Below are 13,702 nucleotides of genomic sequence, written 5' to 3'. Positions count from 1 at the left end.
CAGGGCCAGTCATCGTTTATCGCCGATGGACGATGACCGAATCCCCCCTCGTAACGGACCGAAGCCGCGCGGCAGATGAACGCGCGCCGGCCAACTGCACGCCGGCCAACTGCACGCCGGATAGCCGCGCTGTCGCTGTCCGGCTCGCGGCCCTTTCGCATCCAGCGCGGATCGAAATTCTCAAACACCTTTCCGCAAGCCGTTCCTGCTGCTGTCGCGAGGTCGTCGAGCATCTCGACCTGGCGCAGTCCACCGTTTCCCAGCATTTGAAGATCCTGGTCGAGGCCGGGCTGATCCGCTTCGAGCCTGACCGCCAGCGCTCGCGCTATGAACTCGACCGCGCCGCGCTCGCCGATGTTTCGGCATCGCTGGCCGCGCTGGTCGATTCCTGCTGCTCCGGCCGCTAAAATCATAAAGGTAAACAAGAATGGCCGAGAAAACCGTTTCCGCAGATTCCGGCTCGACCTTCAGAACGTTGCGCAATCTCTGGCCCTATATGTGGCCGGCCGACCGCGCCGACCTGAGGGCGCGCGTGGTGTGGGCAACCGTACTGCTGGTTGTCGCCAAGCTGACCCTGGTGGCCGGACCCTATTTCTTCAAATGGGCGACCGACGCACTGGCCGGCGATAGCAAATCGCCGCCGCCGCTGCCGGCCCTGCTGCTGGCGCCGGTCATGCTGGTCGTCGCCTACAATGCCGTGCGGCTGGTGCAGCTCGGCTTCAACCAGTTACGCGACGCCCTGTTTGCACGGGTCGGCCAGCATGCGGTGCGCCGGCTCGCCTTCCGCACCTTCGTGCACATGCACGAACTGTCGCTGCGCTTCCACCTCGAACGGCGCACCGGCGGACTGTCGCGCGTCATCGAGCGCGGCACCAAGGGCATCGAGACGATCGTCCGCTTCACCATGCTGGCGACGGCGCCGACAATCGTCGAATTCGCGCTCACCGCCGGCATCTTCGCCGTCACCTATGGCTGGCTATACGTCTTGGTGATCGCGGTCACGGTCTGGCTCTATGTCTGGTTCACCGTCAGGGCGAGCGATTGGCGTATTTCGATCCGCCGTGAGATGAACGAAAGCGACAATGAAGCCAGCACGAAGGCGATCGACTCGCTGCTCAACTACGAAACAGTCAAATATTTCAATAACGAAGCCATGGAGGCCGAGCGGTTCGACCGGTCCACGGCGCGCTACGAGTTGGCGGCGACCAGGACCTGGACCTCGCTTGGCTGGCTGAACTTCGGCCAGGGTGTGATCTTCGGTATCGGCATGACCGTCGTCATGGTGATGTCGGCGCTCGAGGTGAAGGCGGGCACACAAAGCGTCGGCGATTTCGTCTTCGTCAACGCCATGCTCATGCAGCTTTCGGTGCCGCTGAATTTCATCGGCATGATCTACCGCGAAATTCGCCAGGGCCTGACCGACATCGAAAACATGTTCGATCTGCTCGACGTCAAGCGTGAGATCGTTGATCGGCCGGGCGCCAAGCCGCTGGTCGTCGATGCCGGCAGGGTCGAGTTCCGCGACGTACATTTTTCCTACGACCCGAACCGCAAGATCCTGAAGGGCATCAGCTTCGAGGTGCCAGCCGGCAAGACGGTGGCCATCGTCGGCCCCTCCGGAGCCGGCAAGTCGACCATTTCGCGGCTTTTGTTTCGCTTCTACGACATCCAGCGCGGCAAGATTCTGATCGACGGCCAGGACATTCGCGACGTGACGCAGGAGAGCTTGCGCGCCGCCATCGGCATGGTGCCGCAGGACACGGTGCTGTTCAACGACACCATCGCCTACAACATCCGCTACGGCCGCGTCGGCGCCAGCGAGGAGGATGTGCGCAAGGCGGCAGAACTGGCCCAGATCGGACCGTTCATCGAGCGGCTGCCCGACGGCTATCGCTCAATGGTCGGCGAGCGCGGATTAAAACTGTCCGGCGGCGAGAAGCAGCGGGTGGCGATTGCCCGCACCATTTTGAAGGCACCGCCGATCCTGATGCTCGACGAGGCGACCTCGGCACTGGACAGCCACACCGAGCAGGAGATCCAGGCGGCACTCGACCTGGTCAGCCAGGGCCGCACCACCCTCGTCATCGCCCATCGGCTGTCCACAGTGATTTCGGCCGACGAGATCATCGTCCTGCAGGATGGCCAGATCGCCGAGCGCGGCACCCATGTCGCCTTGATAGCCAAGCGCGGCCTTTATGCATCGATGTGGGACCGCCAGCGCGAGGCAAGCGAGGCCGAGGAGCGGCTGCGCATTGCCCGCGAAAGCGACGAGTTCGGCGTCGTCGTCCGCCGCCGCACCTCGGAGGTGAGCTGAAAATTCGTGCTTGACCTCAACTTAAGTTGAGATCGTAGGCCGTTTTGGATCGCAGCAAGATGCGTCGTTCAAAAACGGAGACAATCGATATGAATGGGATAAATCAGGCAGTTAGTGGCGGCAGTGTATTCCGGGTGGACAAGTTTGTCGTTCCGGCCAACGCCCGCGAGGAGATTCTTGCCAAGGTCCGGATGACGCATGATTTGCTGCGCCAGCAGCAAGGGTTCGTCCAGGATTTCCTGCTCGAGCAATTCTCGGGGCCGGGCGAGTTCAACCTCGTGACTATTGTCGAATGGGAAGGGCAGGCCGCCGTCGACAAGGTCGTGCCGATCATCAAGGCTGCGCATGAGCGCATCGGCTTCAATCCTCAGGAGACCATTTCGCGACTTGGCGTCAAGGCCGATATTGCCAACTATCAGCGGATTCCCGGGATGTAAGCTCTCTACGGCCAGCCGGCGCCCGGCGCAGTAGCGTCGACGCTGAGCACTTGGCCGGTACGGGCATCGCTGATCATATGTTCGAAGCCGCGCCATTCGGCTGCGACGATGAACAGCGTTTTTCCCTCGCTGCCGCCGAGCATGCAGGCAAAGCAGCCGCGGTCGACATCGACACTTTCGAGCATCGCGCCGCCCTCGCGCACCCGCACGCAATGCCGGTTCGGAACGTCGGCATACCAGGCCGCACCTTCGGCATCGAGGCAGATGCCATCGGGAAAACCGTTGCCGAGATCGGCCCAGACCCTGCGGTTGGAAAGGCCACCATCGGCAGCGATGTCGAAGGCGGTCAGCCGGTTGGCGTGGGACTCGGCAACGATCAGCGTCTTGTTGTCAGGCGTCACCGCCATGCCATTGGCGAAGGCGAGGTTCTCAGCCACCTGCTGAACCGAGCCGTCAGGCGCGACCAGCACGATGGCGCCGGGGCCGAAATGCTGGCCGGGACCCGGAGCAGGCCCACCACCATTGACATAGATGTTGCCGCGTCCATCGACGACGATCTCGTTCCACGGGCTCTTCGACAGGTGTCTCAGATCGGCATGGGTGACCAGCCTCCCGTCTGCCTCCTGCCTGAGGATCAGCCCTTCGCAGCCGGAGACGACAAGCAGGCGCCCGTCCGGCAGCCAGTCAATGGAATAGGGCAGGATGGCCGGCACGGTGAGCGCGATCTCGCTGTTGCCTAGGGCGTCAACGGCGATGATCTGGCCTGTGCCCCAGTTGCAGAACCACAGCCGGCCATCGTGCCAGCGCGGTGACTCGCCGAAGGCCAAGCCGTTCATCACCACTTGCACTTGCCTAGCTGCTGATTTCTGCATGGGCCGAGAACCTCCGGGTTTGCGCAAATCGTCATGGCCGAAAGGCCGATGAGAGGCGCTGTCTTGCCAAGGACGGGCGAGAGTGCTGCGTTCCGACAATCGCAATGAACATTTCCGGTTGATCGCTTCGGCAGTCCGGATGCTGCTAACGGCATCCTGAAACGGCGGCGACCGCCACCCCACGAGCGCTCTCATTGTCGCGTTGCGACCGCGGGGTGTTTCCGCTATTGAGGCCGGACTTGGAACCAAGGTTGCCCTCATCCCATGAGCCTCGTTGACACGATCAAGAATGCGTTCGTTCCGATCCATCGCGAGGGTTATCCCTTTATCGCTGCATTCGGCGCGGCGACGCTCTTTCTTGGCTACTTCTCCTCGACCCTGTTCTGGATCGGTCTCATCCTGACGGCCTGGTGCGCCTATTTCTTCCGCGATCCCGAGCGTGTCACGCCGATCGACGACCGGTTGGTTGTCAGCCCGGCCGACGGCATCGTTTCGGCGGTTGGCCCGGCCGTGCCGCCGCGCGAGCTTGGCCTCGGCGGCGGCGAAATGACCCGCATCTCGGTATTCATGAACGTCTTTTCCTGCCACGTTAACCGCTCTCCGGTGCGTGGCCGCATTTCCAGGATCGAGCATCGGCCAGGAAAATTCCTCAATGCCGAACTCGACAAGGCAAGCACCGAGAACGAGCGCAACGGGCTGGTCATCGAAAGCCCCAATGGAACGGTCGCCGCGGTGCAGATCGCCGGCCTGGTGGCGCGGCGCATCGTCTGCTGGGCCGAGCCCGGCGGCGCCATCGGCACCGGCGAGCGTTTCGGGCTGATCCGCTTCGGCTCGCGCGTCGATGTATTCCTGCCCTCGACCGCGACGCCGCGTGTCGCCGTCGGCCAGACCGCGGTTGGCGGTGAGACGGTGCTGGCGGAATTCGGCGGCGTTGCCGCAACGCCGCTCGTGCGGATCTCCTGACCGGTGGCGCCGCCGTTCAAGAAATTCGAGGCGCATGGCGGCGGTGGCCCGCGCATTCGCGAAATCCCGATGCGCATGGTGCTGCCCAATCTGGTCACGGTGCTCGCCATCTGCGCCGGACTGTCCGGTATTCGCTTCGGCTTCGAGGGCCGCTTCGAGCCAGCGGTGGTGATGGTGCTGCTCGCGGCCTTCCTCGATGGTATCGACGGCCGTCTGGCGCGAATGCTGAAGGCGACTTCCAAATTCGGCGCCCAGATGGATTCGCTGGCCGATATCGTCAATTTCGGCGTGGCACCGGCGCTCGTGCTCTATGCCTTTCTGCTCGACAGGGCAGGTTCGCCGGGCTGGATCGCCGCGCTGCTGTTCACAATCGCCTGTGGGATGAGGCTTGCCCGTTTCAACGTGCTCGACGAAGAGCTCGACCGTCCGCAGTGGCAGACCGAATATTTCGTCGGCGTGCCGGCGCCGGCGGGTGCGGTGCTTGTGATGCTGCCGCTCTATCTGTTCTTCCTCAGGCTTGGGCTTGAACCCAGCCGCCTGGCAGCCTTCATTGCCACCGGCTTTACAATATTGGTGGCGTTCCTGCTGGTCAGCAGACTGCCCGTCTATTCCGGCAAGAGCGTCAGGATACCGGGCGACAGGGTGCTGCCGATCATCCTCGCAGTCGTCCTCTACGTCCTGCTTTTGATGACCTATCCCTGGTATACACTGACGGCCTCGGTTGCCGGCTATCTGGTCTTCTTGCCGTTCAGCGTGCGGGCCTATTCGAGACGCGCCAAGCGCGAAGGCGAGAAGGTGCCGTCCTCGGATATTGGCTGACGGATTTGGTGCCAGTTCGCGTTGCGCCTGGCAGTGCACGATTCCGAAAAGCGTCGTCCGTTTAGAATCAGGACCGGCTCACACAGCGCGCGGCGCTGTGGAACGCACCTCAAAAACCCCGTTTTCGGAACTTGCTGGGCGGCTAGACCGTTTGTGTTGGTAGGTCCGCTTGAGCGGCTGCTTGTGATACGTCGTCAACGTAGCGCAAGCTGCCGCATCGGGCGCAGAACCATCGGAAAACGAGGAGAAATGGCTGTCATCCTCATCGGCGCGTTACTGACTGTCACCGGCCTCGTCTATATGGCGGTTGCGGCCATCATGCGCGGGCGGCTTAGTGAGCCGGCCGCTGTCTCCACCGCGCCGGATAGTCCGACGCCTAATCTCGCAACACCAGGTCCGACCCTGGAGCCGCGGCGGCGCGGGCTCCGTTTTCTCGGCCTGTCGCAGAACTGGCCGGGCCTGCTGATGATGGGCGTCGGCGCCATTCTGCTGTTGTCGGTGGTGGTCTTCTAATGCATTCGCGCAAAAGTGTGCAGCGGTTTTGCGATAACGGCATGCATAAAAGCAAGAATCTAAAGCGCGTCGCACAAGGCCGGTCGAACGCGACGCGCTTTAGAGTTCTCGACAGCAAACCTCAGGCGGCTGCGCTCAGTCCCAGCCTCTCGAGCGCCAGCTTTTTAGTCGAGACATAGTCGGTCTTGCCGGAGCCCAGTACAGGGATCTCCTCGACCTTGACGATGTCGTTCGGCACCATCAGTTCGGCCGCGCCGGCTTTTTTGCCGAATTCGCGCAATTCGTCGGGGTCGGCATTGTCGGCGGTGGTGACCAGAACGAGGCGCTCGCCGCGCCGCTTGTCCGGCACTGCCACCACGGCGTGATGCTCTTCCGGCCACAGCGACTGCACCAGCATCTCGACCGCACCAAGCGATACCATCTCGCCGGCTATCTTGGCGAAGCGCTTGGCGCGGCCGCGAATGGTGATGAAGCCTTCGCGATCGACCGAAACGATATCGCCGGTGTCGTGCCAGCCTTCGAGCGGCTGCAACTCGCCAGGCCGGTCGCCGGTCATGTAGCCCATCATCAGGTTCGGCCCGTCGAGCCACAGCCGGCCGGCGTCGCTGATGCCTTCGACCGGTTCGAGTTTCATGCGCATGGCCGGCAGCAGCCGCCCGACCGTTCCGTCGCGGCCGTGGATGGCGGTGTTGACGGCAACCACTGGTGCGGCCTCGGTCAAGCCAAAACCTTCGATGATCTCAGCCTGGAAGCGCTCGCGGTAAACCCGGCGCGTCTCCGGCTTCACCGCCTCGGCACCGGCCACGACGAAGCGCAGGCTGGAAAAATCGCCGTCCTTGGCGGTGCGGGCATAGTTGGCGAGGAACGTGTCGGTGCCGAACATCACCGTCGGCCGGACCTTGCGCGCCACCTCCGGAATAAGTTTGTAGTGGAGCGGTGACGGGTAGAGGAACAGCTTTACTCCGGTGACCAGCGGCAGGATGGTGCCGCCGGTCAGCCCGAACGAGTGGAACACCGGCAGCACGTTGAGCAGGATATCGGCCGGCGAGATGGTGATGCGAGCTTCCGCCTGCATCGCATTGGCAAGAAGGTTCCGGTGCGACAGCACCACGGCCTTGGGCGTGCCTTCCGAGCCGGAGGTGAACAGGATCACCGCCGGCTTGGCTGCGTCCTGGCGCTGCAACGGCCAGCGCCACAGCAAGCCGGCTGCGGCCTTGTCCAGCACGGTCACGCTTGCGCGGACATCCTCCAGCCACAGCAGTTTCGCCCCGCCCTTTTCCACCGCCTCGACGATGTCGGCGAGGTTGGCCTTTTCGACAAAGGCGCGTGAGGAGACCACGGTTCGGATCATCGCCGTGCGGATGGCGGCGGTGACGCTGGCCGGGCCGGCGGTATAGTTGATCATTGCTGCCACCCGCGCAGCCGACAAAAGTCCGACGAACGACAGCACGACGCCATTGGCGTTGGGCAGGAGCAGCCCAACCGCTTCGCCCGGCGCTGTTATTGCCTCGAACCGTCGGCCCAAAACCCTGGCGCCGATGAACACTTTCCGGTAGCTCAGGGCACCGCTAATGACGTCCTCGATTATTGGGTGCGAAGCGCCAACACGGTCGGCCGCATCGCGCATGGCGAGGAACAGCCCTCGGTCGAGATCACTGCCGAAAAGCCTGGCCTCGGCGAAGCGATCAAACAGCGCATTGGTGTTGGAGGCCTGATCTGGGTTCCGCGCCACCAGCTCGGCGATGGTCATCGGCTCCAGCGCGCTGATCGACAGCTGCGGAAACCAATGGCGCGGCGCCTTGTCCGCCGGCGTCAGCGAGGCCGGCAGGCTGCGTGCGCCGGCAACGAAGACCGGCACGATACGGGCGTCGGCCTGCATGGCGATACGGGTGATGGCGCGAAACAACCGAAACGACTTGACGTCTGGCTCGACCGCATCCGGCAGGTAAACGGCGAGCCGGCCCTTGCCCTTCAGCACCCGCACCAATCTGCGGCTGACGAAGACATGCTCGGCGTTGAAGGCGATGGTGCGGCCGAGCTCGCGCCACGGCTCCAGCCACGGCGATCTGGCCGAAGCCTGGTCGAGGATGTGCAGCGTGTCCTCCGGCAGCAGCGACAGCATCAGCGCCGGCTCGATGCGTGACTGATGCCAGATGACATAGATGACCGGGGCCACCGACCTGCGCGCAATCTTGATGCGCTCGTCGCTGATCCGGTAGGCGAGCTTGAACGGCACGTAGAGCAGCGCCTGGCTCAACCGCAGGCCGAGGCGGAACTTCTCCACCACGCCGATCAGCAGCCAGGCCGCGACAAGACCCGCAAGCAGCGCCAGTGTCAGGATCATCGCCGCATCTCCCAACGATCTCACGTCGCGGCTCTTCAGTGGCCGCTTCGGGTGAGAACCTAGCCGAAGTTGGATCAACGTCAATGCGGCTCCATTTTTCCTTCTCTCCTATGTTTGATTCGGCTCGGCTGCCTATCGCAGCTACGCCGCTTTCATCCTTCCGCTGATGAAGCGGAATTCCTGCGTCTTGCCGCCAAAGCCATAGGCGGCTGCAGGCACTTCATGCACGAGGGCGTAGCTTTCCTCATGCACCTTACCCAGCAGCCGGCCGAATGCCGCGAAAATTGCCTGCAGATACGCCTCCAGTTCGAGCTTGGTGTTGGTGCCGTCGACAACCTTGATGTCGAGCCAGGCCGTGTTCGTGCCATGCTCGGCCAGCGACTTGCCGCCGGCGAACCAGTGCTCGGGGTCGTGATAGGAAATGGCAACAGCTGTGATTGTCGCGTCCTTGCGCAGATGCGTGGCCGTCAGTTCGGTCACTTCCTTGGCAATGGCGGCGGACAAAGCGGCATCGGGCTTGCCGGTAACGCTGACATTGATGATCGGCATATTTCTTCTCCTCGGTTTCAAGCGGCGCCTCTTCGCCGTCGAGAAAATCATGCCATCGTCCTTTGATCAAAAAAATCGAATTGTTTTTGATAAACACTTTGATAGTATCGAATTATGCAGGTGTTCGATCCCGACCTCCTCAAGACTTTCCTCGCTTTCGTCGATGGCGGTTCCCTGGCGCGGGCCGCGTCAACCGTCGGTCGCTCGCCGTCCGCAGTGACCGCGCAGATGCAGCGGCTGGAGGATGTTGTCGGCGAACCGCTGCTGGTGCCGCAGGGGCGAGGGCGCGGCCTGACGCCGGCAGGCGAGGATCTGATCGTTCACGCGCGTCGCATCCTTGCCGCGCACCGCGAGGCGTGGCTGGCCCTCAAAGGCGCGCACGCCGACGGGCGCGTCGCCATCGGCACCACGCAGGATTTCGCCGACAGCGGCTTGCCGCAGCTTCTCAGGGCTTTTGCTGTCAGCCATCCGCGCGTCAGGATCGAACTGCGCGTCGGCCGTTCCGCCGAACTGGCGCAGGCTTTGCAGGCCGGCACCCTTGATCTGGCCATTGCCATGCGGCAGGTGCCGACACGGGACGAAGTCGGTGTGCTCAAGGAACCAATGATCTGGCTTTGCTCACAGAACGGGCTGGCCACCCGCCACGACGAACTGCCCTTGGCGCTGCTCGATCCCCATTGCGGGTTTCGCGAAGCGGCGACCAGTGCACTCGATGCGGCCGGCCGTCGCTACCGCATTGCTGCCGGCAGTGCCAGCCTTGCCGGCCTGCGCACGGCGGTGCACGCCGGCATCGCCTTGACGTTGAGGACGGCGCGCTTCGCTCATTCCGGCATCGTCGAGGCGCCGCGCGATCTTGATCTGCCGCCGGTGCCGGTCGCCGAATTCGCCGTCCGCTTGCGTGAGGATGCCGACCGGCCGGCGCAGGATCTGGCCGCGTTGTTCAGCGGCAACCTGGCCTTGGCCAATTGAGCCAGCAAAGAAAAAGCCGACCTTGCGGTCGGCTTCTGAGTAGGACGGGCCGAGGGGTTTGGGGGGACTTGGGGTGGCCCGTCGCAGCCATAATGCCTGAGCCCTATGATGGTTCCATGACTTTTCAAATTAATTTTCAGGACCGGATTTCTCGTGATCGGACCACCAACTCGCGCTCGGACGCGGCGAGGATTGGTCATGCATCCGCTGCGCGCTGCCTGGCCATCAGCCAGTCGCGGCCGGCGTGAGCGAACACCGCGCAAAGCACGATGGCGCCACCGACCATGCTGGCTGCCGGCGGGATCTCCGCCAGGAACAGGAAGGCAAACAGGATCGCGAATGGCACTTCAGCTGAACCCAGCAATCCGGACTCGGCCGCCGGAATAAGCCGGGTGCCCTCCGTCCACAGGATCGAAGCCAGCGCGAACGAGGCGCCGAAGGTGGCTAGAAGCACAGCGTCCCTGGTCGAGACAGCCAGCGGATCGGCGACGAACCAGCCGAGCACGAACAGAAGGAATGCCGACACCGCACCCGCCCACACCACCGGCGTGTCGCGGAAGGCGCGCACCATGATCATGTAGAGCGCGCTGCCGATCGTCATCAGCAGCGCCAGCCCGTCGCCGAACAAATGGCCGGTGCCGAAGCCGGACCAGACCATGATTGCCACACCGCATAGTGACACAGCAGCGGCGGCAAGCGTCTGCAGCCGGAACGGCTCGCGGACCAACAGGAGGGCCAGCAGCGCGGTGACGAACGGGGCCGTGGCATAGATGATCGCGACATTGGCGACAAAGGTGAACTTGAACGCCGAGATAAAGGCGATGCTCGCGAGCGCGCCCTCGATCGCCAGCAGCCAGCCTCGCCAGCCGAGCCGCAAGCTGTCGCGACCGCCGGAGCGCTGGCGGCGCCATAAGACATAGAGGCTGATCAGGATCGAGCCGACGAAGCCGCGCCAGCAGGTAATGGTCAGCGGGTCGGCATGGATCGATTTGGTCAGCACGCCGGTGAGGCCGAAGACGGCCGCCGATGCCGAGACCAGGATGATGCCGAGGGTACGCTCGCGGGCGCTTTCCACTGTGCATGGCATGTCCAGCGATCCCGTCATCTCACCAGCCTACGCTGCCCCTTCCTGACACCATAGTGTCAGCTTGAGGCGTCCTGCATCGAAAACAGCAGGTAGGCAGCCCCGGTGAACAGGATTCCGGCAAGAACCCGTTCGCGGGTTTCCACGATGGCGATATCGGCCATATGTCCGGCGGCCTTACGAATGTGTTGCGAGAGACGGTGTGAAGGCGTTGGATGCTCCCCGTATCGTCAGGCTATACGGGCGAAACCCTGCCAAGCGCTACGCCAGTGGAGACTTGCGTTTGGGCAGACGGCATCGCCGTTAGGCAGCGAAGCCAGGCAACTATGGGAGAGAAACGAAATGGACGCGATCGCATTGAAGGCCATGCAGGCGCCGCTGAAGGTGGCCTATCGCGACGACGCCTCGCGCGCGCTGATTACTCTCCGCGCCAAAGGCTCGATCGACGACCAATCGATCGCCTGCAAGGTCGAGACAGGCAGGGCGATCGCCATTGCCGGGCTGCATCCGGCGACCGGCGGCACCGGGCTCGAACTCTGCTCCGGCGACATGCTGCTGGAGGCACTGGTGGCTTGCGCCGGCGTCACGCTGAAGGCGGTAGCGACGGCGCTGGAATTCAAGCTTGGGGCCGCCACGGTGGAAGCCGAAGGCGACCTGGACTTTCGCGGCACGCTTGGCGTGGCAAAGGATGCGCCGGTTGGCTTCCGCGCCATCCGGCTGACATTTGGCCTCGACACCGACGAGCCGCAGGAGCGCATCGATGCGCTGCTCAAGCTGACCGAGCGCTACTGCGTCGTGTTCCAGACCATCAGCCAGAAGCCGGAGCTGACGGTAAGCGCGCGACGCTGACGATCTCCCCCTTGAGGGGGAGATGTCGCCGAAGGCGACAGAGAGGGTTGTCTCGCGTGAAGCGGCAACCGCTGCAGCAGGCCGAGCCCGGTCGGACCACCCCCCCTCTGGCCAGTCGGCCATCTCCCCTCAAGGGGGAGGTCACGCTGTCCTACTGCGCCGACGGCTCCTCGGCGTCGCCCTCGTCGGCGAAGGGCGAGGCGCTCGGCACGCACTGCACCGACCAGCCGGCCGGCGTCGGTTGCTTCTGGTATTCGGTTATGGCGAAGGCGCACTGTTCGCGGGTGTCGAATGTGCTGGGCAGCACGACCATGCCGCCTTGCGGGCCGGCGATCACCAGATACCAGACTAACGCTACGCTCGGTGCCGCCATGAGTATTTCCTCGCTCTGCTTGTTTTGGGAGTCGCACGATCCTAGCAACTCCGGCCCAGCGGCGAAAGCTGGGCCAAAGCGCGGCGTTAAGCCACGGCATCACAGCCACGTGATGTCGGGTCGTTTTGGTTCAGTTCACCGCAAAACAATAGAACAGGCCGTCGCCGCCGGTGCCCTTCAGCGCTTCCTGGCTGCAGCCACCGCGTGACGCATGCGAGGAATTCCACGATTTGGCGGCTGCCGAATCATCGAGGCCGGTACGATCGTGATGACCCATCATCGCCACACCTTCTGCTCCGCTCAGCGTCCAGTCGCCGCAGGTCTGGTCGGCTATTTTCGTGCCATCCGGCTTGGAGCCGGTCAACACGTCGTGCCGGTTGGGCGTGTCGCCGCGGCCGTTGACCATTTGGCCCTTTTCGTCGAGTGCCGTCTGTTTGGTGATGGCGTTGGCATCGCTATGCAGGGAAGCGACATCATCGGCGATCTTGACGCCCTTGGCGTTGAACCACGGGCCTTTGCCGATACGGTCGCGTGCATCGGTATCGCTGGTCGAGAGATAGGCGCGCCATGTCTTGCCGGTAACGCCCGCGGCTTCGGCCAGTGAACTACAATGGGCGTCGGCGCCGCCGAGACCGCCGAGATCGGCGCCTTTGCCGGAGCCGACGCTGGTGACGAAAAAGCTCATCGTTGCCTCCTGCGACGACGCGGCGCCGATCACTGCAAGCAGCGCGGTGGCAGTCAAGAGAAGCAGTCTCCGCATATGGTCCTCCGTTTCTCGAATTGTGGCACCCGAACAACGTTGGTGCCGGCGCAATTCTTCCGGCAAAATGCGATGTGTGGCTACTCCGGCTGCCGGTAGGCGACAAAGCGATTGTGCTTGGCCTGGAAGATCAGCCCGGTCTCCTTGAGCTTAGGGCTGGCCAGCGGCACGATACGCTTGGCGATCTCCGAAGGGTGCGGCAGTGTTTCAGGATCCTCGCCGGGTACGGCCTGCGCCCGCATCGCGGTGCGCGTTGCCCCGGGATCGGCGGCATTGACCCTGAGCGGCAGGTTTTCGGTCTCATGCGCCCATGAACGCGTCATGGCCTCGACCGCCGCCTTCGACGCCGCATAAGGCGCCCAGAAGGCGCGTGCGGAGTGGGCAAGGCTGGAGCTCAGCACGATAGCACGGCCGGCATCGGAAAGCCTGAGCAGCGGGTCGACCGAGCGGATCAGCCGCCATGTTGCGGTGACGTTGATGGTCATCACCTTCTCGAAGGTCTTGGCCTCGACATGGCCGATCGGGGCGATGACGCCGAGCACAGCGGCGTTGGCGACCAGTATGTCGAGCTTGCCCCAGCGCTCGTGGATGGCGCCGCCCAGCCGGTCGATCCCCGCCATGTCGGCAAGATCGAGCGGTACCAGCGTCGCCTGTCCGCCACCTGCCTTGATCTGGTCGTCGAGTTCTTCCAACCCGCCGACGGTGCGAGCAACCGCAATCACATGCGCACCGGCCGCGGCAAGCTCCCTGGCGATGAAATAGCCGATGCCGCGCGAGGCGCCGGTGACGACCGCAACGCGGCCGGAGAGATCAAGGCTCATACGATGGATTCCGACAGGCAAGGTGAAACCGCCGT

15 protein-coding genes are annotated in these 13,702 nt (G+C 63.6%); 8 read left to right on the top strand and 7 right to left on the bottom strand.

All coding sequences use genetic code 11. The features are described from left to right. Positions 1–32 precede the first annotated feature (32 nt). The 3 genes from NKH16_RS16315 to NKH16_RS16305 all read left to right on the top strand — a co-directional run bounded on the left by NKH16_RS16315 (position 33) and on the right by NKH16_RS16305 (position 2,751). The gene (locus tag NKH16_RS16315; RefSeq protein WP_023677733.1) at positions 33–407 is read left to right on the top strand and encodes an ArsR/SmtB family transcription factor; all 375 of its coding nucleotides are present in this window, start codon (positions 33–35) and stop codon (positions 405–407) included. 20 nt (positions 408–427) lie between these two features. Further along, positions 428–2,314, top strand: a complete 1,887-nt coding sequence (locus tag NKH16_RS16310) for an ABCB family ABC transporter ATP-binding protein/permease (protein ID WP_023677732.1) — start codon at positions 428–430, stop codon at positions 2,312–2,314. An 89-nt stretch (positions 2,315–2,403) separates the two neighbouring features. Next, entirely contained in the window at positions 2,404–2,751 is a 348-nt protein-coding gene (locus NKH16_RS16305) for an antibiotic biosynthesis monooxygenase (RefSeq protein ID WP_352449213.1), read from the top strand. A 5-nt stretch (positions 2,752–2,756) separates the two neighbouring features. On the opposite strand, the gene NKH16_RS16300 is transcribed toward NKH16_RS16305, so the two are convergent. Further along, a complete protein-coding gene (locus NKH16_RS16300; RefSeq protein WP_352448974.1) occupies positions 2,757–3,623 on the bottom strand; it encodes an SMP-30/gluconolactonase/LRE family protein in 867 nt (288 codons plus the stop codon). Positions 3,624–3,887: 264 nt separating this feature from the next. Between NKH16_RS16300 and NKH16_RS16295 the strand changes: the two genes are divergently transcribed. The 3 genes from NKH16_RS16295 (at position 3,888) to NKH16_RS16285 (ending at position 5,918) form a co-directional block, all read left to right on the top strand. Further along, entirely contained in the window at positions 3,888–4,586 is a 699-nt protein-coding gene (locus tag NKH16_RS16295) for a phosphatidylserine decarboxylase (protein WP_023677729.1), read from the top strand. Between the two features lie 3 nt (positions 4,587–4,589). Continuing rightward, positions 4,590–5,405 (top strand): CDP-alcohol phosphatidyltransferase family protein, encoded by an 816-nt coding sequence (locus tag NKH16_RS16290; RefSeq protein WP_023677728.1) that lies wholly within the window; start codon positions 4,590–4,592, stop codon positions 5,403–5,405. 249 nt (positions 5,406–5,654) lie between these two features. After that, positions 5,655–5,918, top strand: coding sequence for a hypothetical protein (locus NKH16_RS16285; protein WP_352448973.1), 264 nt, complete (start codon positions 5,655–5,657; stop codon positions 5,916–5,918). Between the two features lie 121 nt (positions 5,919–6,039). Here the strand turns inward: NKH16_RS16285 and NKH16_RS16280 are convergent, their stop codons facing one another. Beyond that, a complete protein-coding gene (locus NKH16_RS16280; RefSeq protein WP_352745094.1) occupies positions 6,040–8,262 on the bottom strand; it encodes an AMP-binding protein in 2,223 nt (740 codons plus the stop codon). Between the two features lie 141 nt (positions 8,263–8,403). Next, positions 8,404–8,811 carry a tautomerase family protein gene (locus NKH16_RS16275; protein ID WP_023677725.1) on the bottom strand — a complete coding sequence of 136 codons (408 nt, stop codon included), beginning with the start codon at positions 8,809–8,811 and terminating at the stop codon, positions 8,404–8,406. Positions 8,812–8,925: 114 nt separating this feature from the next. On the opposite strand from NKH16_RS16275, the gene NKH16_RS16270 reads away from it, so the two are divergent. Then, positions 8,926–9,780 (top strand): LysR substrate-binding domain-containing protein, encoded by an 855-nt coding sequence (locus NKH16_RS16270; protein ID WP_352744967.1) that lies wholly within the window; start codon positions 8,926–8,928, stop codon positions 9,778–9,780. Between the two features lie 196 nt (positions 9,781–9,976). Here the strand turns inward: NKH16_RS16270 and NKH16_RS16265 are convergent, their stop codons facing one another. Then, positions 9,977–10,885 (bottom strand): DMT family transporter, encoded by a 909-nt coding sequence (locus tag NKH16_RS16265; RefSeq protein ID WP_502894997.1) that lies wholly within the window; start codon positions 10,883–10,885, stop codon positions 9,977–9,979. A 321-nt stretch (positions 10,886–11,206) separates the two neighbouring features. Between NKH16_RS16265 and NKH16_RS16260 the strand changes: the two genes are divergently transcribed. Beyond that, on the top strand, positions 11,207–11,713 hold the full coding sequence (locus NKH16_RS16260) for an OsmC family protein (protein ID WP_352448969.1): 507 nt from the start codon (positions 11,207–11,209) through the stop codon (positions 11,711–11,713). A gap of 151 nt (positions 11,714–11,864) precedes the next feature. On the opposite strand, the gene NKH16_RS16255 is transcribed toward NKH16_RS16260, so the two are convergent. The 3 genes from NKH16_RS16255 to NKH16_RS16245 form a co-directional block, all read right to left on the bottom strand. Next, positions 11,865–12,086, bottom strand: a complete 222-nt coding sequence (locus NKH16_RS16255; RefSeq protein ID WP_254820234.1) for a hypothetical protein — start codon at positions 12,084–12,086, stop codon at positions 11,865–11,867. Between the two features lie 130 nt (positions 12,087–12,216). After that, positions 12,217–12,846, bottom strand: coding sequence for a hypothetical protein (locus NKH16_RS16250; protein WP_352744964.1), 630 nt, complete (start codon positions 12,844–12,846; stop codon positions 12,217–12,219). An 80-nt stretch (positions 12,847–12,926) separates the two neighbouring features. Beyond that, entirely contained in the window at positions 12,927–13,667 is a 741-nt protein-coding gene (locus tag NKH16_RS16245) for an SDR family NAD(P)-dependent oxidoreductase (protein ID WP_352680776.1), read from the bottom strand. Positions 13,668–13,702: the final 35 nt, after the last annotated feature.

Origin of the sequence: Mesorhizobium sp. M1307 (genome assembly GCF_040318155.1) — a bacterium.
Lineage (GTDB): Bacteria > Pseudomonadota > Alphaproteobacteria > Rhizobiales > Rhizobiaceae > Mesorhizobium.
Note: the sequence above shows the minus strand (reverse complement) of the source record. Positions and strands in the feature narration are given on the sequence as shown.

Bases quoted from the DNA above. Each gene is read 5' to 3' on its own strand.
- NKH16_RS16250 (WP_352744964.1), bottom strand. From the start codon at position 12,846: ATGCGGAGACTGCTTCTCTTGACTGCCACCGCGCTGCTTGCAGTGATC.
- NKH16_RS16245 (WP_352680776.1), bottom strand. From the start codon at position 13,667: ATGAGCCTTGATCTCTCCGGCCGCGTTGCGGTCGTCACCGGCGCCTCG.
- NKH16_RS16305 (WP_352449213.1), top strand. From the start codon at position 2,404: ATGAATGGGATAAATCAGGCAGTTAGTGGCGGCAGTGTATTCCGGGTG.
- NKH16_RS16300 (WP_352448974.1), bottom strand. From the start codon at position 3,623: ATGCAGAAATCAGCAGCTAGGCAAGTGCAAGTGGTGATGAACGGCTTG.
- NKH16_RS16265 (WP_502894997.1), bottom strand. From the start codon at position 10,885: ATGACGGGATCGCTGGACATGCCATGCACAGTGGAAAGCGCCCGCGAG.
- NKH16_RS16295 (WP_023677729.1), top strand. From the start codon at position 3,888: ATGAGCCTCGTTGACACGATCAAGAATGCGTTCGTTCCGATCCATCGC.
- NKH16_RS16315 (WP_023677733.1), top strand. From the start codon at position 33: ATGACCGAATCCCCCCTCGTAACGGACCGAAGCCGCGCGGCAGATGAA.
- NKH16_RS16270 (WP_352744967.1), top strand. From the start codon at position 8,926: ATGCAGGTGTTCGATCCCGACCTCCTCAAGACTTTCCTCGCTTTCGTC.
- NKH16_RS16310 (WP_023677732.1), top strand. From the start codon at position 428: ATGGCCGAGAAAACCGTTTCCGCAGATTCCGGCTCGACCTTCAGAACG.
- NKH16_RS16275 (WP_023677725.1), bottom strand. From the start codon at position 8,811: ATGCCGATCATCAATGTCAGCGTTACCGGCAAGCCCGATGCCGCTTTG.
- NKH16_RS16255 (WP_254820234.1), bottom strand. From the start codon at position 12,086: ATGGCGGCACCGAGCGTAGCGTTAGTCTGGTATCTGGTGATCGCCGGC.
- NKH16_RS16280 (WP_352745094.1), bottom strand. From the start codon at position 8,262: ATGATCCTGACACTGGCGCTGCTTGCGGGTCTTGTCGCGGCCTGGCTG.
- NKH16_RS16260 (WP_352448969.1), top strand. From the start codon at position 11,207: ATGGACGCGATCGCATTGAAGGCCATGCAGGCGCCGCTGAAGGTGGCC.
- NKH16_RS16285 (WP_352448973.1), top strand. From the start codon at position 5,655: ATGGCTGTCATCCTCATCGGCGCGTTACTGACTGTCACCGGCCTCGTC.